Here is a 22,432-nt window from a genome sequence, read left to right on the forward strand (position 1 = left end):
CAACGAATCGCAATCGGACACGCCGTGACCCAGGATCTGCTCCTCGACAATCCCAATGCTGCCAGCGTCGCCCTGGTGCGCGATGGCAAGGTGCTGCTGATCAAGCGTGCCTATGATCCCTATAAGGGCCTGTGGACCCTGCCCGGCGGCCGGCTGGAGCCCGGCGAATCCATTGAGCAGTGTGCGGCGCGCGAAATCGCCGAAGAGGTCGGCATCGTCATCCGCAACCCGCGCCCGGTAATGGTGCAGGCGCTGGGGCGCGACCTGGCGTTTCGGCTGGCCGTTTTTGTCACGCCCGATTTTACCGGCAAGATCGTGGCATCCGACGAGGTCAGCGATCACAAATGGGTTGATCCAAGCGCGCTGATTTCCTTTCGCACCACCACCCGGCTCGACGATGTGCTCGCCAGGGCCTTCGCCGTGCTGGAACAAAGCTGACAGAGATCGTCCCGTGCTGTGCGGAACAATCATGAGAATTCAGCTGCGTGCCATCTTGTTTGCTTTGCTGCTCGCACTGGGCGCCCTGCCCGTGCTGGCGATTGACCCGCCCTATCAAAGGCAGATGGAGCGGCTGTCCGAGATCATGGGGAGCCTGTATTTTCTGCAGCCCCTGTGCGGCAGTACTGAGGTGGACTGGCGCGCCCAGGCGGGCGACCTGATCGCGCTCGACCAGCCCGACGAGGAGCGGCGCCAGCGGCTGGCCGGCGCCTTCAATACGGGTTATACGGCCTATGCGCGGTTTCACCGCAGCTGTACGCCAGCCGCCCGCGAGGCCCTCGACCGCCTGCTGCGGGAAGCCGAGCGCACCGCCCGCGACATTCACAACCGGTTCGCCGAATAGGCTGGCGTGGTTGTGAATATCGGTACAATAGCATACGTGTTGTTAACCTTCGGGTTACTTCTGCCGCGCCCGCCGCAATCGCCTGTGCTACCCGAGGTATCATGACGACGAGTAAAACCATGTTTGCCCCCGCTTCCGGACTGGGCGTTTTTGACCGCGAAAGCGGCGAGCGCCAGCTGGCGCTGGAATATCTGGCCGAGGCCTGGAATGAGGCCGAAGAAGACGGCGTACAGACCGGCTCGCTCGCCCATGCGTCGCTGTTCGCTGCGCTGGCCACTTTGGTCAAGCTGCACGGCGATGAAGCCGCCGCCGACCTGGTCGCCATGCTGCCCGATCGGATTCGCTCGGGCGAATACAACCTCGACAAGATCCTGCAGTAGGCGGTTCAGGCCTGAACGCTGCCATTGCAATTCAGGGACTGGGGCCGCCGCTTCCGGCCCCATCTCAACCATTCGCGATAAATCAGGAAAACCCCGATAGCTGCCATTCGCCGCAATAGGGCGACTTCGGCTACGCCACCGCTACTGACGCTTCATCAGCCAAAGCGGCTGGGTAGCTTCTGAAATGCGCGCGGGTTGGCCGAAGTGGCCGACATTGCGCGCAAGCCGGGTGGGGTTACCCGATGTGATTGACAAATCCATGCATCCATCGCTCGCGCAGCTCGTTGTGTTCTATTGGGCATCGCCTCCTGCGATGCGAACAAACGGAGCAACACCATGGCAGCAGGCCAACAAAGTGGCACCGGCGCAATGACGAATTTGGACGACGACAAGGTCCGCAAGGATGACATCCTCAGCAATCGCGATAAGTCGCAGCGGCGGGATGGGCAAAGCCTGGACAGCACCGGCGTCAGGATCGATGAGTACAAGGACGTGCCCACCAATCAGCGCCCCAGTGCGGATGACGCCCCCGAGACTGAAGAGGCAAACCCTGTTCCGTCTGAAGAACAGCACGACAGACCAGGGTTCGACCTCGACGGCGCCACCGGAGAGAATACTGCCGGCAAGGGATTGGGGCTGGGAACCGACGCCAAGGAAGACCGCAAGGATTGGAACCTGCCCAAGCGGTAACCACTGAAATCCAGGCGGCTTCAAACCAATCATTCCATACGCCTGGATGCGCCCGTCAGGCAGCATACGGTATTGTGCTGCCCGGCGGGATGACACGCCCTTTCTCGACAGTAGGACGCGCTTCCTGGGTCTGCGGTCCCTGGGGGCCACCTTATGCCAACGACCCGTTCGGCCGAAAGCTGACGTTCTCGCAGCTAGTCCTCTTCAAGCCCGGTCATGCCTGGTGCGTCCAGATCGACAGCGGCATTCCCGATCAGTATCGACAGGTCGGACTGCAGACGATCCAGCGCCGTCTCACCGATTTTGCGGGCCCAGGCGGCGCGCAGGTCATCGAAGATGGCCTCGCCCTGCGCCATGACCTCATGACCGAGGGGCGTAACGGTCAGCAGCTTGCGTCGGAAATCCTTCGCATCATCCATACGCGTCACGTAGCCGCGTTCCTCCAACACGCTGATGACCTTTGCGGCCGCCTGTTTGGAGATCGACAAGCGGCGGCCCAGTTCGGATGCGCTGTCGGCTCCGCCGGCGATTGCCCGCATGGCAAATTCCTGGCTCGGACGAAGCTCCGGATAGCCACGGCGCAGCAACTCGGCCCCCGCGTCCTCAGCCAATTGCCGGAAGCCGCCCAGAAGAAGCAATGCGAGATCGGCACCTTTTCTGCTCATGCCCGTCGCTAACGCAATCGGACAGAAAAGACAACCAGTATGTCTAATCCGATTGACATCGACAACCAGGGTGTCTAACTCCTAAATAGACAACCGAGTTGTCCTTGAAGGAAAAGACCATGACGCCATCGACCATTCCCGAAGTCGCCCACCATCACGTTCACCTCAGCGGCACCAGGCTGCACTATGTTTCCGCTGGTGATGAAGGGTCACCGATCCTGCTGGTCCACGGCTGGCCGGAAACCTGGTGGACCTTTCACAAGGTCATCCCTGCACTGGCCAAATCCCACCGCGTCTTTGCCGTCGATCTGCGTGGTTTCGGCGCCTCCGACATCGCCAAGCCGGGCGATAGCAGCACGACCATGGCCGACGACCTGCATGCGCTGATCAGCCATCTCGGCCTTGGTCCCGTCCATCTGGCAGCGCAGGACTTTTCGGGCCCGCTGGCTTTCCGGTTGGCCGCCACCCATCCGCAGGATGTGCAGAGCTTCATCGCCGTTGAAACCGGCCTGCCGGGTTTCGGCCTCGAAATCCTCGCCAATCCGCTGATCGCTTGGTATTTCGGCACACTCGCCAAGCCGGGTGCGGCCGAGTGCTTCTTCAAGGGGCGTGAGACCGAGCTGCTGACCGAGTTTATCTTCGCCCCGCCAACGACGACCACCGCCGCCATCGGAGCGGCCGACATCGCCGAATTCATCCGCGGCTACGCGCGCCCTGGCGGCTGGACGGGTGCACAGTCGATTTACAGCAGCAACTTGCGTGAAGTCGAAGAATACAAGGCTCTGGTCGCCGCCAGGCCGCTGACCGTGCCGACGCTCGCCATTGATCAGAATGGCTCCAGTTTCACTGCCCAGTCTTTCGCTGCCGCCGCCCCGGGCCAGTTGAAGACCTGCACCATCGCGAACACCGGCCACTACATCGCCTTGGAAGCCCCACTCGCCCTGGCGGCTGCAATGCTGGAATTCATCGGGGCAGTCGACCAGACTCATTGAGGCAACACGGGAAGCGGCTTGAAAGCCTATTCGGCCGGTGAGCTGAGAGCTTCCCGTCCCCTCCCCCAGACTGCCGAAGCCACCGAGCGCTATGCCTGCTGTGGCAGCGCCTCCAGGAACCGCATCGGCTGACCAGTCGAGGCCGTGACCAGTTCGCCCTGCCACATCACCGTCTTGCCGCGCACAATGGTGCCCACGGGCCAGCCGGTGACCGTCACGCCATCATAGGGTGTCCAGCCGGCGCGGCTCTTGACGTCGGCATTGCGGATGGTTTCGCGGCGTTTGAGATCGACAATGGTCAGATCGGCATCATAGCCCACCGCGATGCGGCCCTTGTTGGCGATGCCGAACAGGCGGTTGGGGCCGGCGCTGGTCATGTCGACAAAGCGCTGCAGGCTGAGTTTTCCCGCGTTCACATGGTCAAGCATGATCGGCACCAGGGTCTGCACGCCGGTCATGCCCGAATGGGACGCGGGATAGGCATGGTCCTTCTCCTCCCGCGTATGCGGCGCGTGGTCGGAGCCCAGAATATCGGCGACGCCATTGCTGACCCCGGCCCAGATGCCGTCGCGATGGATCGCGTCCCGGACGGGCGGGTTCATCTGCACATAGGTGCCCAGAAGCTCATAGGCGGTCTCGTCCAGGGTCAGGTGATGGGGCGTCACCTCGACGCTGGCGACATCCTTGTGGTCGGCGAGATAGACCATTTCTTCGGCGGTGGAGATATGCAGCACATGGATGCGCTTGCCGGTCTTGTGGGCCAAAGCCACCAGCCGCTTGGTGCAGTTGAGCGCCACTTCGGGCGAGCGCCAGACGGGGTGGCTCGAGGGATCGCCCTCGACGCGCAGATGCTTGCGCGCTTCGAGCATGAATTCATCTTCGGAATGGAAGGCGGCGCGGCGGGAAATGGCGTTCAGAATGTTCTCGACGCCGTCATCATCGGCCACCAGCAGCGAGCCGGTGGACGACCCCATGAACACCTTGATGCCGGCACAGCCGGGCAGTCGCTCTAGCGCGGCCAGTTCATCGACATTTTCGTGCGTGCCGCCAATATAGAAGGCAAAGTCGCAATGCATGCGATTGGCGCCGGCGGCGATCTTGGCCTCGAAGGTTTCGCGGCTGGTGGTCAGCGGGTTGGTATTGGGCATTTCAAACACACCGGTGACGCCGCCCATCACGGCCGAGAGCGATCCCGACTCCAGATCTTCCTTGTGGGTCAGGCCGGGCTCGCGGAAATGCACCTGGGTATCGATGACGCCGGGCAGGATGTGCAGGCCGGTGCAGTCGACGATCTCACGGGCGCTGTCGCCCGACAGATCACCAAGGGCAGCGATACGGCCAGCGCGCACCGCGACATCGGCCAGGCCTTCGCCATCATGGTTGAGCAGTGTCGCGTTCTTGAAAATTGTGTCGTACTGCGCCATGTCTCTGATCCTGCCATTGCCCGTATCACGCCGGTTTAGCGGAGGCAGCGACCTGGAGGCAAGCGACCATGACCATCCATTTGCGCGCCGACCGTGCCGTATTCCGGTTTTCCGGCCCTGACGCCCACAAGCTGCTCAACGATGTGGTGACCGGCCCGATCCCCGCCGAGGGCGAAGTCGCCGCCGCCTGGGCCCTGCTCTCCCCCCAGGGCAAGATACTGGCCGAGGGCCTGGCCGGTCACGCCCCGGACGGCATCTGGGTGGATGTGCACCAATCGGTCGCTGACGATTTCTTCAAGCGCATGAAAATGTATCGCCTGCGCGCCCAGGCCGTCATCGACGATCTACGGGAAACCCACCGTGTCGGCTTTGCCCAGGATGAAGAACCCAGCGGCATCCGCCACACCGATCGACAGGGCCCGCTCGCCATGGGCTGGCGCACCATTGCGCCGGTGGAAGAAACGGCGGGCTGGGTGCAGAACGACGATTTCTACCAGACCGAGCGGATCAGCGTCGGCATTGCCCATCAAGGCAATGACTACCCCGCCAATGACGCCTTCGCGCACGATGTCGGCCTCGACATTCTCGAAGGCATCGACTTCGCCAAGGGCTGCTATGTCGGCCAGGAGGTCGTCAGCCGGATGAAGCATCGGGGCACTGCCCGCCGCCGCCCGGTAATCGTCTCGGGCATTGTCGCCCCCGCTGGCAGCGCCGTGAGCTGTGGCGGGCGGGACGCCGGCACGATCGGTCAGGTTGCCGATGGCATGGCCGTGGCCATTCTGCGCCTCGACCGTATTACCGACCCCGCTGCAGTGACCATCGATGGCAGGCCGGTGCAGCTGTCCCTGCCCGTCTGGGCCGAATATGGCTTTGGCGACGCTGTTGCTGAAGACTAGCCGCCGAGTTTAGCGAATCGAGCTCAACTGATAAGCTCGATGGTAACAGTCTGCTAACCAATCGGGGCAAGATGGCACGGACCAGTTCACGCGCCTGGCAACGCATGTTGTCGGGGCGCCGTCTCGATATTCTTGATCCATCGCCGATGGATGTCGAACTCTCCGACATTGCCCATGGCCTGGCCCGCGTGGCGCGCTGGAATGGCCAGACCTATGGCGACTATCCGTTTTCGGTGGCCCAGCATTCGGTGCTGGTGCTCGAGCTGTTCCGCGCCGCCAGTCCCGATGCAGTACCGATCAGCCGGCTGCAGGCGCTGCTGCATGATGCCCCCGAATATGTGATGGGCGACATCATCTCGCCCTTCAAGGCGGCCATGGGCGGCAATTACAAGGACGTTGAGAACCGGCTGCTCTCGGCGATATTCCTGCGCTTTTCCCTGCCCGCGGCGATGAGCGGACCGGTGGCCAAGCTGGTCAAGAAAGCCGATCGCGAGGCGGCGTTTTTCGAAGCGGTGCATCTGGCAGGGTTCGAGGATGCCGAGGCCCGCAAGTTTTTCGGCGCGCCCAGCCAGCCGGCCTTTGACGTCGAGGCGTTCGACCGGCTGATCCGCCCCTGGCCGACGGGCGAGGCGCATGATCGCTTTGTGGCCGCCTTTGAAGCAATTTCCGTGTAGTACCAACAGCTTGGGCGCTGTGGATATTAACCTTAACGGGTGATGAACTTTGCGTGAAGCAGGGTTATGGTTTCTAATCGGTTAATAGGAAACCACCTTCCGCATCATTCCGGGACACAAACCATGGACCTGCCGAACCGCCACATGCTGCTGGGTATGACACTCGGCGCGGTCTGCGCCTCTGCACTGGCCGTGACCGGCCCGGGTATCGTGATCGAGAGCTTTGCCGACGAAATGGTGCAGTCGGTGTTCGCGCCGGGCTTTGACACCACTAAACTGGTCAAGTTCGAAGGCCGCCAATACCAGATCCAGTCCGAAGACTGGGTGTCGCAGGACCCGATCTCGTCACAGGTGGTCAAGAAGATCGAGGCCGGCCGGGTGACCTATGTGACCATTGCCAACACCGCCACCGGCACCTATTCGAGCGACGCCATGTTCTCGAAAAACGTGCAATATCCGGGCATTTCCGTCGACGAAGTGCCCCCGAGCCGCAACCGTTTCTCGTTCTGGAGCGGCGGCCAGTGGCACGGCTTCACCAGCCGCCTTGGGCAGTCGTTTTTCTATATCCGGTCCGGCACGACGCGGGTCACCCAGTGGGGCGACACCACCTGCGTCAGCGGCAAAGACTATACGGTCTGCTGATCAGCCGAACAGCCAGCCGCGCTTGAACCGGTAAAATACGTGCAGCCCGATCTGGCTCAGCTTGGTCATGCGCGGCGCCCAGGCGGGGCGGACATAGGTGGCGTGATAGTGCGTCGCGTCCGCCACTTCGGTCAGATAAAGCTCGCCATCGGTGAAGCGCTCGGCAATGTCTTCGGCCTGCGCCCATGACTTGGCGTCGTTGATATATTCGGGGATGCCGTCACAGGCGAAGGAGAACTGGCAGGCGTTGCGCTTGGTCTGGTTCTGGAACACCACGCCGCAAATGGTGCCGGGATAGCGCCGGTCATTGACGCGATTGAGCACCACCTGGGCGACCGCAACCTGACCACGATAGCTTTCGCCGCGGGCCTCGAAATAGATCGCTGTCGAGAGGCACCACAGTTCCTTTTCGGAGGTGGCGACAGCTTCACCCTGGGCAAAACCACCGGTAACCGGCGCGGTTTCGCGGGCATAGGCAAGTTGCTCGGATGCCTGCACCGGCAGGGGCGTCGACAGGGTTGGCGCGATGCCGGCAATGGCGTCCAGCGCCGCCGCGGCGGTCGGGTTGATGGCTGACGGGTCGATGGCCGCAATCGACATGCGCGGGCCGATTTCGACGTCGCCGGTCGGCGCGATATCGGCAAAATGGTTCTGCGCCAGCGTCGGGTCGTCAGGGCCCGAGCGCAGCGAGGCCAGGCGGATGCGGGCTTCGGCAAAGCTGCGCGACAGTGCCAGAACATCGACAGCCGGGCGCAGCCGATCGCCCTTTTCGGCGCGATTGGGTCCGGTGAAGCTGACGCTGTCAAACAGGTTGTTGACCGAGCCGGTGATGACGGGATCGATGCCGGTATAGGACAGGCTGGCGCTCACTAGGTTGAGCCGTGCGGCACTGTTGTCGGGGAGGTCCGAGGCCGGCCCGAAGGCCCCGCCGGTCAGTCCCGCGTAGCTCAGGGCACCAAGCAGGCCCAGCGCCAGAAACCTGGACGTGGGATGCAGGCGACGAATCGCTTTGGCCGGGCGCCAATGCGCCACGGGCCGGTGGGAAAAAACCATCTACGCAACTCAACACAACGCAACAAAACTACTGACCGGCAACAAGTGACGCTAAAATGCCGACAATCGTGATGATGACTGATTAGGGTTAGCAGCGCGTAAACAGCGTTTCGGGCGTGGCAGTGGCCTAACCATGGCCGGGAATGGGCATTGCTGTGATCGGGGGATTTTCTCGGCGATCAGACGCCGCAGGCGGCCCGTACGTCATTGACGGCAGGCATGAAGGTATCCACGCGGAAGCGCACCGAGAGCGAGCGCAGGTTCACCGGGGTGACCCGAACCGTCAGATTGGTGGCACCCGCCAATCCATCGAGAAACTCTGCGGCGTCGCGTGAATTGTCCAGCACGATGGCGGTGTTGTCTTCGTTGACCGGAAGCGTCCTGCTGCGCCGGGCCTGCAGATCATATTGCAGGGTAATGCCGGCGTCGCGCCCCAGCGCCGACATGGTGTTGCCGGCAAAGGTGAAGGCGACGCTGAGCACGTCGTCAGCACAATTGACCACCATGGTGGCGGACCCGCGCCCGCTGGGCCAGGCGGGGATCAGTTGCTCGGACTGCAGGGTGACGCTCAAGCCATCCTGGTTGGTCTGGGGGCTGCGAAACAGGCCGTCATAGCAGGAAAGCCGCTCTACATCGCTCTCGATCGACACGCATTGCGATACCCCGCTCTGGGCCATTGCCACGGGTACGGGTGCTGCAAAGAGCGGCAACAGTGCGAGAGCCGACAGTCGTTTCACGGTGGTATTATCCCATCCCTTGCGCCGGCCTGTGCCAGCTCGTTCCCTTTGCATATAGGGATTGTGTATCCGCAAGTTAAGCGGAGGTCTGCGCCAGCGTCAGCCGGGCAACGGGAACACGATAGGGCGAACAACTGACATAGTCGACACCCAGGCCGGAGAAGAACTGCAGCGATGCCGGATCGCCGGCATGCTCACCGCAAATGCCGATCTTGAGGCGCGGATTGGCCGCCCGGCCGCGCGCTATGGCGATGGCGATCAATTCACCCACCCCCTTCTCGTCAATGGTGACAAAGGGGTCGCGCTCGTAAATGCCCTTGCGCTGATAGGCCGCAAGGAAGGTGGGGGCATCGTCACGCGAGATGCCGAAAGTGGTCTGGGTCAGATCATTGGTGCCAAAGGAGAAGAAATCGACCATCTGGGCGATGTCACCGGCCCGCAGGCAGGCGCGCGGCAGCTCAATCATGGTGCCAAAGGAGAGCTTGACCCTTTCGGTGCGCAACAGCCCCGAATTGGCGGCAATGGTGTTGAGGCGCTCGCGCACAAAGGCCACTTCGCTGGCTGTCGAGACAAAGGGCACCATGACTTCCACCGCCACCGGTTCGTCCTGGGTTTCGCTGGCCGCGCGCACCCCGGCCATGATGGCCTGCATCTGCATGGAGAGAATTTCGGGATAGGTGATCGCCAGCCTCACGCCGCGATGGCCCAGCATGGGATTGACCTCGGCAATGCGATCAAGCCGCAGCCGCAGCGCCCGCACCGCCAGGCCCAGCGAGGCGGCTGTCTCTTCGATATCGTCATCGGTACGCGGCAGGAATTCGTGCAGCGGCGGGTCAAACAGCCGGACGGTCACCGGTCGTCCCTGCATGGTTGAAAACAGCGCCGAATAATCGCCGGTCTGATAGTCGACCAAGCCATTGACCGCCTGGCTGCGGTCATCCTCGTTTTCACTCAGGATCATGCGGCGCAGGGCCACCATGCGCTCGGGCGAAAAGAACATGTGTTCACTGCGGGCCAGGCCGATCCCCTCGGCGCCAAAACTCAGCGCGGTCGTCGCGGACTCGATGCTCTCGGCATTGGTGCGCACGGCAATGGTGCGGCTGGCGTCGGACCAGTCGAGCAGCGTGCGGATGGCCCCGCCAATATGGGGTTGGGCCAAGGGCAAAGTGCCGACATAGACCGCGCCATCACTGCCATCGATGGTCAGCAGATCGCCACTGCGGAACTCGCGCTCGCCGATCCAGCACACCATCTCGCTCGCATCGACCGACAGCGTCCGCACGCCCGCCACGCAGGGCTTGCCGGTAATGCGCGCGACCACGCCGGCATGGCTGGACATGCCACCGCGGGCCGTCAGAATGCCGGTGGCGGCCTTCATGCCGTCAATGTCGGAGGGTCCGGTCTCGTTGACCACCAAAATGCAGTGCTTGCCGCGGGCCCGCAGCCGGGCCGCATCCTCGGGATTGAACACGATCATGCCACTGGCGGCCCCGGGCGACACGCCAAGCCCCTTGGCAATCGGGATCGCGCCCTGGGTGGATTTCAGTCGCGGGTGCAGCAATTGGGCCAGCCGGGTCGGATCGACGCGGCTGACGGCGTTTTGCGGTGACCAGACCTTGCGATTGACCCGATCGACCGCCGCCTCCAGATCGGCGGCAGGCGAGGCCTGGAACGGGCGGGCGGACAGGAACTGCAACTCACCGTGTCGAATGGCCACGGCGCAGCACATGTGGCGGCCCGCCTTGGCATCAACCAGCGCCACCAGCGCCACCGCCGATTCGGGCAGTTTGGGCAGAGGCGCGCCATCGAGCGGCGCCGGCCCCAGGGCGCCGGTGGTGCCATTGCGGGTCAGAAACTGCTCGATCTTGCCCTCGACCTGGGCCTGAATGAGAACGATCTGCTTACCACGATCTTCGTGCGGACGGGCGGTCCAGCCCTGGCCGAAGCCATAGCTGTCAAAGGCTTGCTTGATGGATTTGGCCAGCGGGCGATTGGGGTCGACCGAATCCTCGGCATGGGCGGGGGCGCCAATACCGAGCTTGGCCGGCATCAGGCCGCCATTATGGGTGGCCGCAGAGGTACGCACCACCAATGGCGGCGGCGTGCCGTCCTTGCCGACCAGCTTGAACAGGCAGGCCACCCAGTGGGTGCGCAGGCGGATATCCTTGCGGGTCCGTTCGTTCTGCAGCGCCTCCCAGGCCGCGCGAGTCAGTACAATGGTGGGAACGGTCGGAAAACCGGCTTCGCCGACCCGGTAAATCCAGCGGGCCTTGCCGCTGAGCAGTTTGAGCTGGCTGGCCGACAGATTCGCTTTTCCCATGGCCGGGGCGATAGCGAACATTTCCTGCGCCAAACTCACTGGTAAGTCCTTGTCCTGATTACAATGCCATCATGCCTGCGCGACTTGGCCGCTGCAACAAGACTTGACTTGTCGCCGTGTCGAAAGCATCTGATCTGATATGGAAAAGCGGCCACATCTAGACATTTTGCTCTGCGCCCCCCGCGGCTTTTGTGCCGGGGTCGATCGTGCCATTCAGATTGTTGAACTCGCCCTCGAGAAATACGGCGCGCCGGTCTATGTCCGCCACGCCATCGTGCATAACAAATATGTAGTGGATGGTCTGCGCGACAAAGGGGCTATTTTCGTCGAGGAACTCGATGAGATCCCAGACACCGAGGCGCCGGTAGTGTTCTCCGCCCATGGCGTGCCCAAATCGGTGCCGGCCGATGCGAAGACGCGGAACATGTTCTTTCTGGATGCCACCTGCCCGCTGGTCAGCAAGGTGCATGTGGAGGCGCAGCGCCATTTTGCCGAGGGTCACGAGATCGTGCTGATCGGCCACAAGGGCCATCCCGAGGTGATCGGCACCATGGGCCAGCTGCCGGTCGGGGCGATCACCCTGGTCGAAACGGTGGCCGACGCCATGGTGTTTGAGCCCAAGGATCCGCAGACCCTGGCTTTTGTCACCCAGACCACCCTGTCCGTGGATGACACGCGCGAGATCGTTGCCGCGCTCAAGCAGCGGTTCCCGGCGATCAATGGACCGCACAAGGAAGACATCTGCTACGCCACCACCAATCGCCAGGAGGCCATCAAATCGGTGGCGCCGGAGGTGGATGCGATGATCGTGGTGGGGTCGCCCAATTCGTCCAATTCGCTGCGCCTGGTCGAAGTTGCCGAACGGGCGGGCTGCAAGATCGCCATGCTGGTTGATCGCGCCGCCGACATCGACTGGGACCGCTTTGCCGGCATCAAGACGCTGGGCGTATCGGCGGGCGCCTCGGCGCCGGAGAAGCTGGTCGACGAGGTGATCGAAGCCTTCGCCCAGCGCTATGAGATCAAGGTCGAGGCGCGCGTCACAGCGCGGGAGAACATCGCCTTCAACATTCCGCGTGAGTTGCGCACCATCGCTGGCGCTGCTGCGCAATGACGGATCGATTGCTGTTTGAGACCGATCGGCTCAGGCTGTCCGGCTGGAGCATGGAGCAATTGCCCGATCTGGTGCGGCTGCACGGCGATCCGGCGATCGCCAGATATCTGTCACTGGAGGGCGAGGCCTGGTCCGAAGCCAAGGCCGCGCAGGCCCTGGCGGGCTGGATTGAGCTGTTCGAAACCCGCCGCCTCGGCAAATTGCGGGTGACCCGCAAAGCCGATGGTGCGCTGATTGGCCGGGCCGGCTTTGGCATTTATCCCCGCACCGGTGAACCCGAGATAGGCTATGCCCTGTTCGCGGAACATCACGGTCAGGGCTATGCAAGCGAGGCGGCAGCGGGGTTGCGAGACTGGATTTTTGCCGAGACCGGGCACAACCACTTCATCGGCTTTGCCGATGTCCGCAATGCGCCGTCACTGGCCGTGCTGCGGCGCATCGGCATGACCCCGACCCATATCGAGACCGAGCCGGGCGGGCTGGTCTGCCAATTCCACGTCTACAACCGGCCGGGGGCCAATGACTGACACTGTGATCATCCACACTGACGGGGCCTGTTCGGGCAATCCCGGTCCCGGCGGCTGGGGCGCCATCCTGCAATATGGCGACAAGACCAGGGAGCTGTGTGGCGGCGCCGAACTGACCACCAATAACCGCATGGAGCTGACCGCTGCCATCGAAGCGCTCAATGCGCTGACCCGGGCCTGCGATGTCGAACTGCACACCGACAGCCAATACGTCAAGAACGGCGTGCAGAGCTGGATGAAGGGCTGGAAGAAGAATGGCTGGCGCACGGCCGACAAGAAGCCGGTGAAGAACCTCGAGCTGTGGCAGGCGCTGGACGAGGCGACCAAGCGCCACACCATTGACTGGCGCTGGGTCAAGGGCCATGCCGGGCACGATCTGAACGAGCGCGCCGATCAACTGGCCAATGAGGGCATGGCCCCGTTCAAGACCCGCCGTTAGGCGCGGCCGGGTAGCAGCCCCTTGGCGGCCTTGAAGGCCGGCGCGATTACCGTGCCGACCACCGGGATCAGCAAAGCCCCCAGAATCAGCCCGCCAACGCCGTCGATCAGCGCCATCACGACCCAGCCGGCGAAGCCGCCAATGGCCGGCATGGCATGCGCGGCCCATTCGGACGCGGCCTCGATGAAGTGTTCCGGTCCGGTAATGCCGAACTGCACCAGGCCATGGGCAATAATGCCCCCACCGACCCAGATCATGGCCGCCGTACCGACGACGCTGAGGGCCTGCATGAAACCGGGCATGCCCTTGACCAGCGCCCGGCCAAAGGCCCTGCCCCCGCCGCTGCGCGCATGGCGGGCCATCCACAGCCCGAAATCGTCGCCCTTCACGATCAGCGCCACGCCGCCATAGACCACCGCGGTGATGCCGATCGCCACGATTGCCAGGATGATGGCGCGGGTCAGCACATCGGGCGCCTCGATGGCCGACAGGGCAATGGTCATGATCTCGGCGGAGAGGATGAAATCGGTCTGGATGGCGCCGGCAATCTTCTGGTCTTCCAGGGTCGAGGCGTTGATGGCGACGGGCTCAAGCTTGGCTTCATGCGCTTCGGCCTGATGGGGCGCGAAGGCATGAAATACCTTTTCGGCGCCCTCGTAACAGAGATAGCCGCCGCCCAGCATCAAAAGCGGGGTGATCAGCCAGGGCAGGAACGTGCTGAGCAGCAGGGCCGCCGGCAACAGGATGAGGATCTTGTTGCGGATCGAGCCCCAGGCAATGGCGCCGACAATGGGCAATTCGCGGTCGGCGGTAAAACCGTCGACATAGCGCGGCGTCACCGCCGCATCGTCGATCACGGCGCCGGCCGCCTTGACGCCTGCCTTGCCGGCCTGCCCCGCAATATCATCCAGCGATGCTGCCGCAACCTTGACCAGTCCGGCAACATCGTCGAGCAGCGCAAGCAGACCAACACTCATCCGCAAAATCCCTTGTTTGGCCGCACCTTATCGGAACCACTCCAACGCACAACTACGCTGATTTGTTGCCGGGGCCGTGCCGGCTTCTCATTGTCCCGGCACGGTCCGCCCCGGCCGCCGCATCATCGCGCGCCTGTGGGGACTGCTGGATGGGCATCCCTACGGGTTCAAAAGACCTATTCCAACCGCCGGCACCGAGGCGATCACGCGACTATGAGTTGCATGATGGGGCCCGGGGATCGGATAACCACGGCATGATCCGCATCATTCCCCTGTTCATCAGCTTTGTCGCGCTGACGGCGCCAGCGCTGGCGCAATTTCCACCACCGGGCATCTATGCCTGCACCAATGGTCAAGGCGCTGACTTTGGCACGCTGAGCCTGTTTGTGGCGGGCGATTATGACATCGCCTCGGATCTGATTTCGCGCGGCCAGGGTCAGGTCACCTCGTCGGGCGACCAGGTCACCGCGCAAAGCGGACCGCTGGCCGACATTGCACTACGCGGCCATTTCGTCACCGACGAGTATGGCGACACCAGTTTCGCCTTCGAAACCAGTATCGGCCCCCTTACCTGCGCCGCCCGTTAGGCGACGCCGCCTAACCCGCGACTTTGGAGAAATCGGCGACCAGATGCATGGTGTCACGCAGGCGCGCCAGCAGGTTGAGCCGATTGGCACGCACCGCAGCATCGTCATCATTGACCATCACGGCGGTGAAGAAGGCGTCCACCGGGCCCCGCAGCGTGGCCAGCTCGGCCATGGCGGCCTTGTAGTCATCCTTGGCCACGTGGCTGGCGACAGCAGCATGGACTGCATCAACGGCGAAGGCCAAAGCGGTTTCTTCCGGCAGCACCAGCGCGTCCTGCTTCACGGTGCCGATATAGTTGATGCCGTCCTTCTTCTCCTCGGCCGCCAGAATATTGGCAGCACGCTTGTAGCCCGCCAGCAGGTTCTGGCCGTCGGCCGACGACAGCAGCGTTGAAAGAGCCTCGGCACGCTGCGCAATCTGGAGCATGTCGTTGCTGTCTTCGGCAATCACGGCATCCACCAGATCGTGCCGCGCGCCGGAGTCGCGCAGCATCACCTTGAGGCGATCATGGAAGAAGTCGAGCAGATCGGGCTCAACCTTGAGCGGTAGCCGCAATCCATTCTCGGTGATGATGCGGATCACCCCCAGCGCGGCGCGGCGCAGGGCAAACGGATCGCGCGAGCCGGTCGGCTTTTCGTCGATGGCCCAGAAGCCGGTCAGCAGGTCGAGCTTGTCGGCCAAAGCCACAGCGATCGAGGTCGGCTCGGTGGGCACCTGATCGGTGGGGCCGAGCGGCTTGTAGTGCATTTCAATGGCCGTCGCGATATCGGCCGGCTCGCCCTGGGCGCTGGCGTAATAGCGCCCCATCAGGCCCTGCAGTTCGGGGAACTCGCCGACCATGCCGGTGGTCAGATCGGCCTTGGCCAGCATGGCGGCGCGCTTGGCGCGTTCGGGATCGGCGCCAACCAGCGGCGCAAATTCGCCCGCCAGCTTCACCAGCCGCTCGACGCGGGCAAACTGGCTGCCCAGCTTGGCGTGGAACACGGTGTCTTCGAGCTTGGGCAGGCCATGCTCAAGCGGCAGGGACAGATCGCCGGCATAGAAGAACATGGCGTCGCTGAGCCGGGCGCGGATGACGCGCTCATTGCCCGCCGTGATCACCGTGCCGCCATCACTGGCTTCGGTATTGGCGGTGATGATGAAATTGGGCGCCAGCTTGCCACTGGCATCACGCAGGCAGAAGCATTTCTGATTGGCGCGGATGGTGGCGATGATGACTTCTTCGGGCAGCTTGAGGAAACTGGGGTCAAACGTCCCCATCATCACCACGGGCCATTCCACCAGCCCGGCGACTTCTTCGAGCAGGCCTTCATCGGCGATGACCGTCAGCCCCTGGGCAAAGGCCAGTTGCTCGGCATCGGTCTTGATGATGTCCTTGCGGCGGTCAATGTCGAGCACGACCTTGGCGCGCTCCAGCGCCGTCACATAGTCATCGAAGCGGCGCACCCGGATGGGCTCGGGCGCCAGAAAGCGATGGCCATAGGTGGTCTGGCCCGCGCTCAGTTCATTGGAGTCGAACGGGATGACCACCGGCTCTTCATTCTCGGCGCCAAATGTCGCGGTGATGGCGCGCAGCGGCCGCACCCAGTTGAAGCTGCCGGACCCCCAGCGCATGGACTTGGCCCAGGGGAAATCGTTCAGCACCTTGGGCAGAATGGTCGAGAGCAGCGTCACCGCATCGGCACCGGGCCGGTCGATCCGCGCAACATAGAAATCGCCCTTCTTGGGATCGCTCTCAATGGTGGCGTCGTCGATTGAAGCCAATCCGGCCCCGCGCAGAAAGCCGTCGATCGCCTGCTGCGGCGCGCCGACCTTGGGGCCCTTCTTGTCCTCGCTGGTATCGGGCGAGCGGCCCGGCAGGCCGGTCACCGTCAGCGCCAGCCGGCGCGGCGTCACAAAGGCCTTGGCACCCTCATAGACCAGGCCGGCATCAACCAGCGCGTTGGTCACCAGTTTCTTGAGGTCATCGGCCGCACGCCTTTGCAGGCGGGCCGGGATTTCCTCGGAAAACAGTTCAAGCAGCAGTTCGGGCATAACAGATACCAAGGGTTGGGAAGGCGCGGTTTGCTTAACTTGAGCGAGCGGCGATGTCTACACGCCCCTCACCAGCCGCCCCCGCCGCCACCGCCGCCGCCACCGCCGGAAAAGCCACCGCCGCCGCCCCCGCTGGAGAACCCCGATGAGCTGGCCTGCACCGGTTGCGCGGCAACCATGGCGGCGGTCATTGAGGCGGCAGCAGCGCTGACGGCATTGGTCATGCTGGAGGCCGCCCGGCCTGCCGAGCCGATTGTGCCACCATGATACCAGCTTGGCGCGTAATGGTCGGGCGCGTCTTCCACCGCGTGACGGGCCAGTTCGGCCTCGAAATGTTCGCTCCACGGCTTCTCGACCCCCAGCGCAATGGCAAAGGGCAGCAGGCGCTCAAACCGGGTCACCGTCATCGGCGGCGCGTCGGCCATGTTCATGCGCTCCTGTTCGGCGGTCTCGAGATAGAGTTTGAGGCCCTCGATCTCGTCCATCACCTTGCGGCCCTGCAGGGTGGGCGCCCGCATCAGGAAGGCGAATACAATGGTGACCATGACAATGGAGACCGCCGAAATCGCCGCAACATTGATCTGCAGCGTCGAGAAGCTGTCCAGCGCCAGGCCGAACACATTGGACGCCATGATCAGCACCCAGATGGCGACAAAGACGCGCGACAGGTAGCGCTTCTGGAACCCCTTGCTGATCAGTCCGCCCAGCGAGGACAACAGGATGCCCAGCACAATGGCGCCGATCAGCCAGAGCGGATCGAGCATTTCGGTGAACACCATGCCGGCCAGCAGCGCGATGCCCAGTGCATAGCCGAGCACGGAATAGCCGGTATTGGTCTTGAACCACAGCGCGCGATTTTCCTGCGCGATGGCGGTAGTGAAAGCCTGCAGCTTCTTCTTCAGGCCCGGGCCACTGGCCTTGTTGATTTCAAGGGTCTGCTTGCCCTCCAGATACTCAAAGATCACCTCTTCGCCGGTGGTCAGGGGCGCTTCGGGCGCCTTTCCGGTGACGCTGAGGCGCAGATTGTCGGTGGTGTTGTCGATGGTGACCAGGCCCTTGACGCCCAGATTGAAGATGGCAGCCGTCAGCGCGGTCCAGCCGGTGTCGCTGAAGCCCCATTTGTGGATGTAGTGCACCAGCGCCGGCGAAAAGCCCTTGGGGGCATGAAAGCGCGGAAAGATGACGCCCTTTTCCGGATCGCGGCCAACGCGGAACCAGGCCAGCGCATTATAGGCGGCGGCCAGCAAGGCAGCGAGCACCGGGATGATGCTGTCGCGCAGATCGAGCAGGTACTGGGCCAGGGCGTCGAGACCGGTCGGGTACTGGATGATGCCCTTGTTGAACGCCACGGCGATGGTCATGCCCTCGCCTGCGCCAAGGGCACGGCTGGCGCGGAAGCTGGCGGCATTGTCCGCGTTGCGCTTCACGGCCACGGCCTGCTCGGTGGAGCCGACGGTGCCGGTATAGCCGGCCAGCTCCGAGATAATGGCGCCGTCCGGCAGCGTCACGCTGGCCTCCGCTGACAGGATCGGGAAGATCCAGTAATTGCCGGTGACGTTCCAGTACAGCTCGTCGTGATCCTCGAAGGACCGCGCCATGCGGCTCATGGTGTAGGTGATGGTATAGGTGTGCGGTCCATGGCGCAGCAGCACATCGGGATGGCCGATCCAGATGCGCTGGAAATCGCCCATGCGCTCGACGCGATAGGTCTCGGTGGCGCCATCGCGCCAGACGCCCATAACGTCGAAATCCGGCCGCACCTTGCCACCGTCGCGGCCCTGCATGACCACCGGAATATCGCGGTAGATCCCGCGGCGAATGTCCTCGCCCTCGGCATTGACCGCAATGGTCTCGGTAACGGTTACCGTGCCATCCACCGCCATGGCGATATCGCTGGCATAGGCGCGGATTTCCTCACGCGCCAATGCCGGCAATGCCAGCAGCAGCCCGAGCAGCAGGGCGATAAACGGGCGGTACAAGGCAGGCATGCCGGCTAGTTGAACTTGACGGACGGCACCGCCCGGTCAGCGTCGGCCTCGAGTTCAAAATACTCGGCCTTCTGGAAGCCAAAATTGTTGGCGACCAGATTGGAGGGGAAGGACTCCACCATGACGTTGAGATTGCGCGTGGCGCCATTGTAGTAGCGGCGCGCCATCTGGATTTCGTCTTCGACGGTCTGCAGCGCGGCCTGGAATTCAAGGAAAGTCGTGTTGGCCTTGAGGTCGGGATAGGCCTCGGCGGTGGCGATCAGGCGCCCCAGAGCCGATGAGAGCTGGCCTTCAGCCGCGGCGCGCTCCTCGGGTGTGCCATTGGCGGCGCTGGTGGCATTGGCGCGGGCATTGGTGACCGCTTCGAGCGTCTCGCGCTCATGGCCCATATAGCCCTTCACCGTTTCGAGCAGGTTGGGAATGAGATCGGTGCGGCGCTTGAGTTGCACGTCGATGCCCGACCAGCCCTCTTCCACCATCTGCCGGGTCTTGACCAGGCCGTTATAGATGCTGATGGCGTAGATGACCGCGATAGCCACCAGACCAAGAATGATCCAACCGATCATGATGCAGGCTCCCTCAAGCGCACTTTAACATGCTGTGGACACTGGCATTGCGCACACGCCTGCGCAATGGGCGCCGTCACTATTCCGCGCCGCCGCCGGCAGTCTGCAGCCAGGCTTCGCCGCAGCTCTTGGAGAGTTCGCGAATGCGCAGAATGTAGCTCTGGCGCTCGGTCACCGAGATGACGCCGCGCGCATCGAGCAGGTTGAAATTGTGGGCGGCCTTGAGCACCTGCTCATAGGCCGGAATGGCCATGGTCTGACGATTGGCCTGGGCGCCCTTGTGCAGGATGGCCCGGCATTCCTGCTCGGCATCGGCAAAGTGACGGAACAGGATTTCGGTGTCGGCAGCCTCGAAATTGTACTTGGACTGTTCCTGCTCGTTCTGCAGGAACACATCGGCATAGGTGACCTTGTCGTCGCCGGTGCCGCCATTGAAGTTGAGCTCCATGATGGAGTCGACATTCTGCAGATAGCAGGCGAGGCGTTCCAGGCCATAGGTCAGCTCCCCGGCAACCGGGTTGCACTCAAAACCGGCAACCTGCTGGAAATAGGTGAACTGGCTGACTTCCATGCCATCGCACCAGACTTCCCAGCCCAGGCCCCAGGCGCCGAGCGTGGGGTTCTCCCAATCGTCCTCGACAAAGCGCAGATCATGCAGCGCCGGATCCAGCCCGATCGCATACAGCGATTTGAGATAGAGGTCCTGAATGTCGGAGGGCGATGGCTTGAGGATCACCTGGAACTGATAATAGTGCTGCAGCCGATTGGGGTTCTCGCCATAGCGGCCATCAGTGGGGCGGCGCGATGGCTGCGCATAGGCAGCCTTCCAGGGCTTGGGGCCCAGCGCGCGCAACACGGTGGCGGTGTGGGAGGTACCGGCGCCCATGGGCATGTCGTAGGGCTGCAGAATGACGCAGCCCTGCTCCGCCCAGAATTGCTGCAGCGTAAGGATCAGACCCTGAAACGAGTTCCTGGGGTCCATGTAGGATGGGCGGTTGGTCATTTGGCAGTCCCTGCTAACTGGACAAACCTCTAGTTTGGCCATCCCGCAGGGTCAACGGCGTTTGTCGTCCTCATCGGGACGGAAGCGTCCATCCTGATCGCGCTTGAGGTCGATAATGCCGGGTTTCTCACGCTCGCGCTGGTCGCGTTCGCGGCGCAGGCGGCGGGCTTCCTCGTCGTCGGTCTTGAACTGGCGGGTCCAGTCGCGCCAGATCTTGGCGATGCCCAGATAGATGACAATGGCGAGGGCCAGGAAGATGAGGACGCGTAGCAGCATAGGTTAAAGCCCCAGCCGCGCCCAGACGGCGCGATCTTCGATGGTGGCGGCGATATCGGCGCTGAAGCCGAAAGCGGAAAAGCCCAGGCGCGGCAAGGAGAACAGGCCGCGCTTGGGCTCGATCAGCTTGAGCTGAACATGCTTGCCGAAGCGGCTGCGCAGGGTTTCGTGCAGGTCGCCGATGGCGTCGACCAGACCCAGTTCGACACCGCGCATGCCGGTCCACCATTCGCCGGTAAACAGGGCCTCGTCGGGCGCCTTGAGCTTGGTGCCGCGCCGCGTCTTCACCACGTCAATGAATACCTGATGAATGTCCAGCTCGACCTGTTTGATACGTTTGATGTCGCTGGCTTTCTCGGGCAGGAATGGATCGAGCGTCGACTTGTTGTTGCCCGCCGTGTGCACGCGCCGTTCGATGCCCAGCTTCTCCAGCGTACCGACAAAGCCGAACCCGGCCATGATGACGCCGATCGAGCCGACAATGGAGGACGGATCGACGATGATCTCGTCGCCGGCCACGGCGATGAAGTAGCCGCCCGACGCTGCGGCGTCCTCGACAAAGACCAGCACGGGCTTGTTGTGCTCATCGGCGAGGTCGCGAATGCGCTTGGAAATCAGCCGGCTCTGCACCGGCGAGCCGCCGGGCGAGTTGACGATGATGGCAATGGCGGGCGCCGACTTGATGGCGAAAGCGCGCTTGAGAAGTGGCGCCACACTGGCCATGTTGATGCGGCCCTGACGCTGCTCGGCGGCGATGACGCCATGCAGTTTGACCACCGGAATGACGACCCTGCCGCGTCCGGTCAGGCGCTGCAGCCAGGTCCGCGCCGTCGGGGCCAGATCGTTCATCGTCATACCTCACTTCAAGATCGACGCCAGACTTAGGGCGTAGCGCTGGGGATTACCAGTCGAGCCGGGCCGAACCGCGGAAGATTGCGTCAAAATCGGCGTGAAAACCGCGCCCTTCTGCATCGTGCAGCGACCGGCTGGCCAACAGGGTCAGCGGGGCGCGTGAGCCCTTGATGGCCCGCACCAGCACCCGGCTGGCCGCCTCGCCCGGGCGTGGCGTCAGCGGCAGCACGGTGATGGCGCCAAAGCGCTGGGCAAAGGCTCCCAGCAGCGGCGTCAGGCTGGTGGCAGGATAGATGAAGATGATTTCGCCGCCGCTCGCCGCACAACCGGCGGCCGTCTTGACCCAGCGGTCGAGCGCGGCGCCATCCATGTGGCGCGACCCGGCCCGCCCGGCGTCGCCCGCCAGCGTGCCGGCACCATCGGTAAAAAACGGCGGATTGGCGATCACGGCGTCGAAGGCATTCTCGGCCAGTCCGGCAGTGCGGCGTTCGCTGCCCTTGGCGCTGACATCGACGGCCAAGGTCCGGGCGCGTTCGCTCAGCCCGTTGTCGGCGATATTGCGTGCCGCAAGCGCCAGCATTTCCGGATTCTGATCGGCCAGGATAGCCTGCATCAGGGGCGTATGAACCAGCGCGACCAGCGCCGCCGTGCCCACGCCACAGCCCAGATCGAGCAGGCTGGTGCGGCCCGCTCCCACCGCCGCCCCGAGCAGGACGCTGTCGAGCCCGGCGCGAAAACCGTGGCGTGGCTGCGACAC

Annotated in this window: 25 protein-coding genes; 12 read left to right on the top strand and 13 right to left on the bottom strand. The window is 63.3% G+C overall.

Translation table 11 applies throughout. From position 1 onward, the window contains the following. Window positions 1-24 precede the first annotated feature (24 nt). From ABFY71_RS16075 to ABFY71_RS16090, 4 genes are all read left to right on the top strand, one after another. Window positions 25-438, top strand: a complete 414-nt coding sequence (locus ABFY71_RS16075; protein ID WP_305576703.1) for an NUDIX hydrolase — start codon at window positions 25-27, stop codon at window positions 436-438. Between the two features lie 31 nt (window positions 439-469). After that, the gene (locus ABFY71_RS16080; RefSeq protein ID WP_347946972.1) at window positions 470-841 is read left to right on the top strand and encodes a TIGR02301 family protein; all 372 of its coding nucleotides are present in this window, start codon (window positions 470-472) and stop codon (window positions 839-841) included. Between the two features lie 101 nt (window positions 842-942). Then, window positions 943-1,221, top strand: coding sequence for a hypothetical protein (locus ABFY71_RS16085; protein ID WP_431021545.1), 279 nt, complete (start codon window positions 943-945; stop codon window positions 1,219-1,221). 336 nt (window positions 1,222-1,557) lie between these two features. Beyond that, window positions 1,558-1,911: a hypothetical protein gene (locus ABFY71_RS16090; protein WP_347946973.1), complete on the top strand. Its 354-nt coding sequence runs from the start codon at window positions 1,558-1,560 to the stop codon at window positions 1,909-1,911. A 194-nt stretch (window positions 1,912-2,105) separates the two neighbouring features. On the opposite strand, the gene ABFY71_RS16095 is transcribed toward ABFY71_RS16090, so the two are convergent. Continuing rightward, window positions 2,106-2,576: a MarR family winged helix-turn-helix transcriptional regulator gene (locus ABFY71_RS16095; protein WP_347946974.1), complete on the bottom strand. Its 471-nt coding sequence runs from the start codon at window positions 2,574-2,576 to the stop codon at window positions 2,106-2,108. Window positions 2,577-2,695: 119 nt separating this feature from the next. On the opposite strand from ABFY71_RS16095, the gene ABFY71_RS16100 reads away from it, so the two are divergent. Further along, entirely contained in the window at window positions 2,696-3,568 is an 873-nt protein-coding gene (locus ABFY71_RS16100) for an alpha/beta fold hydrolase (protein ID WP_347946975.1), read from the top strand. Between the two features lie 89 nt (window positions 3,569-3,657). Here the strand turns inward: ABFY71_RS16100 and ABFY71_RS16105 are convergent, their stop codons facing one another. Beyond that, the gene (locus ABFY71_RS16105) at window positions 3,658-4,992 is read right to left on the bottom strand and encodes a dihydroorotase (RefSeq protein WP_347946976.1); all 1,335 of its coding nucleotides are present in this window, start codon (window positions 4,990-4,992) and stop codon (window positions 3,658-3,660) included. A 68-nt stretch (window positions 4,993-5,060) separates the two neighbouring features. On the opposite strand from ABFY71_RS16105, the gene ygfZ reads away from it, so the two are divergent. The 3 genes from ygfZ to ABFY71_RS16120 all read left to right on the top strand — a co-directional run bounded on the left by ygfZ (window position 5,061) and on the right by ABFY71_RS16120 (window position 7,204). Further along, on the top strand, window positions 5,061-5,888 hold the full coding sequence (ygfZ, locus tag ABFY71_RS16110) for a CAF17-like 4Fe-4S cluster assembly/insertion protein YgfZ (protein WP_305578531.1): 828 nt from the start codon (window positions 5,061-5,063) through the stop codon (window positions 5,886-5,888). A gap of 71 nt (window positions 5,889-5,959) precedes the next feature. Then, window positions 5,960-6,562 carry an HD domain-containing protein gene (locus ABFY71_RS16115; protein WP_347946977.1) on the top strand — a complete coding sequence of 201 codons (603 nt, stop codon included), beginning with the start codon at window positions 5,960-5,962 and terminating at the stop codon, window positions 6,560-6,562. 123 nt (window positions 6,563-6,685) lie between these two features. Further along, window positions 6,686-7,204 (top strand): hypothetical protein, encoded by a 519-nt coding sequence (locus tag ABFY71_RS16120; protein WP_347946978.1) that lies wholly within the window; start codon window positions 6,686-6,688, stop codon window positions 7,202-7,204. Here ABFY71_RS16120 and ABFY71_RS16125 read toward each other — a convergent pair whose 3' ends face one another. From ABFY71_RS16125 to ABFY71_RS16135, 3 genes are all read right to left on the bottom strand, one after another. Next, a complete protein-coding gene (locus ABFY71_RS16125) occupies window positions 7,205-8,257 on the bottom strand; it encodes a cell wall hydrolase (protein WP_347946979.1) in 1,053 nt (350 codons plus the stop codon). A 179-nt stretch (window positions 8,258-8,436) separates the two neighbouring features. Next, on the bottom strand, window positions 8,437-8,994 hold the full coding sequence (locus ABFY71_RS16130) for a hypothetical protein (RefSeq protein ID WP_347946980.1): 558 nt from the start codon (window positions 8,992-8,994) through the stop codon (window positions 8,437-8,439). Window positions 8,995-9,070: 76 nt separating this feature from the next. Further along, window positions 9,071-11,353, bottom strand: a complete 2,283-nt coding sequence (locus ABFY71_RS16135; protein ID WP_347946981.1) for a putative PEP-binding protein — start codon at window positions 11,351-11,353, stop codon at window positions 9,071-9,073. A gap of 100 nt (window positions 11,354-11,453) precedes the next feature. On the opposite strand from ABFY71_RS16135, the gene ispH reads away from it, so the two are divergent. From ispH to rnhA, 3 genes are read left to right on the top strand one after another with little or no spacing between them, the layout of a single operon-like run. Then, a complete protein-coding gene (gene ispH, locus ABFY71_RS16140; RefSeq protein WP_347946982.1) occupies window positions 11,454-12,425 on the top strand; it encodes a 4-hydroxy-3-methylbut-2-enyl diphosphate reductase in 972 nt (323 codons plus the stop codon). Then, the gene (locus tag ABFY71_RS16145) at window positions 12,422-12,952 is read left to right on the top strand and encodes a GNAT family N-acetyltransferase (protein WP_347946983.1); all 531 of its coding nucleotides are present in this window, start codon (window positions 12,422-12,424) and stop codon (window positions 12,950-12,952) included. The genes ispH and ABFY71_RS16145 overlap by 4 nt, the downstream gene beginning before the upstream one ends. Continuing rightward, entirely contained in the window at window positions 12,945-13,391 is a 447-nt protein-coding gene (gene rnhA / locus ABFY71_RS16150) for a ribonuclease HI (protein ID WP_305578547.1), read from the top strand. The genes ABFY71_RS16145 and rnhA overlap by 8 nt, the downstream gene beginning before the upstream one ends. Here the strand turns inward: rnhA and ABFY71_RS16155 are convergent. Further along, entirely contained in the window at window positions 13,388-14,368 is a 981-nt protein-coding gene (locus ABFY71_RS16155; protein WP_305578549.1) for a DUF808 domain-containing protein, read from the bottom strand. The genes rnhA and ABFY71_RS16155 overlap by 4 nt on opposite strands. A gap of 254 nt (window positions 14,369-14,622) precedes the next feature. Between ABFY71_RS16155 and ABFY71_RS16160 the strand changes: the two genes are divergently transcribed. Then, window positions 14,623-14,955, top strand: coding sequence for a hypothetical protein (locus tag ABFY71_RS16160; RefSeq protein ID WP_347946984.1), 333 nt, complete (start codon window positions 14,623-14,625; stop codon window positions 14,953-14,955). Window positions 14,956-14,965: 10 nt separating this feature from the next. Here ABFY71_RS16160 and glyS read toward each other — a convergent pair whose 3' ends face one another. The 7 genes from glyS to ABFY71_RS16195 form a co-directional block, all read right to left on the bottom strand. Then, window positions 14,966-16,990, bottom strand: coding sequence for a glycine--tRNA ligase subunit beta (gene glyS / locus ABFY71_RS16165; protein WP_347946985.1), 2,025 nt, complete (start codon window positions 16,988-16,990; stop codon window positions 14,966-14,968). 68 nt (window positions 16,991-17,058) lie between these two features. Further along, window positions 17,059-18,969, bottom strand: coding sequence for a DUF2207 domain-containing protein (locus tag ABFY71_RS16170; RefSeq protein WP_347946986.1), 1,911 nt, complete (start codon window positions 18,967-18,969; stop codon window positions 17,059-17,061). Window positions 18,970-18,983: 14 nt separating this feature from the next. After that, window positions 18,984-19,544: a LemA family protein gene (locus tag ABFY71_RS16175; RefSeq protein WP_305578557.1), complete on the bottom strand. Its 561-nt coding sequence runs from the start codon at window positions 19,542-19,544 to the stop codon at window positions 18,984-18,986. A 79-nt stretch (window positions 19,545-19,623) separates the two neighbouring features. Then, a complete protein-coding gene (locus ABFY71_RS16180) occupies window positions 19,624-20,547 on the bottom strand; it encodes a glycine--tRNA ligase subunit alpha (protein WP_305578559.1) in 924 nt (307 codons plus the stop codon). 51 nt (window positions 20,548-20,598) lie between these two features. After that, complete coding sequence (locus ABFY71_RS16185) at window positions 20,599-20,823, bottom strand: hypothetical protein (RefSeq protein WP_305578561.1); 225 nt, start codon at window positions 20,821-20,823, stop codon at window positions 20,599-20,601. Between the two features lie 3 nt (window positions 20,824-20,826). Then, entirely contained in the window at window positions 20,827-21,672 is an 846-nt protein-coding gene (locus tag ABFY71_RS16190; protein WP_347946987.1) for a S49 family peptidase, read from the bottom strand. Between the two features lie 52 nt (window positions 21,673-21,724). Beyond that, window positions 21,725-22,432: a tRNA1(Val) (adenine(37)-N6)-methyltransferase gene (locus ABFY71_RS16195; protein ID WP_347946988.1), complete on the bottom strand. Its 708-nt coding sequence runs from the start codon at window positions 22,430-22,432 to the stop codon at window positions 21,725-21,727.

The sequence above is a fragment of the Devosia alba genome, assembly GCF_039938915.1.
Lineage (GTDB): Bacteria > Pseudomonadota > Alphaproteobacteria > Rhizobiales > Devosiaceae > Devosia > Devosia alba.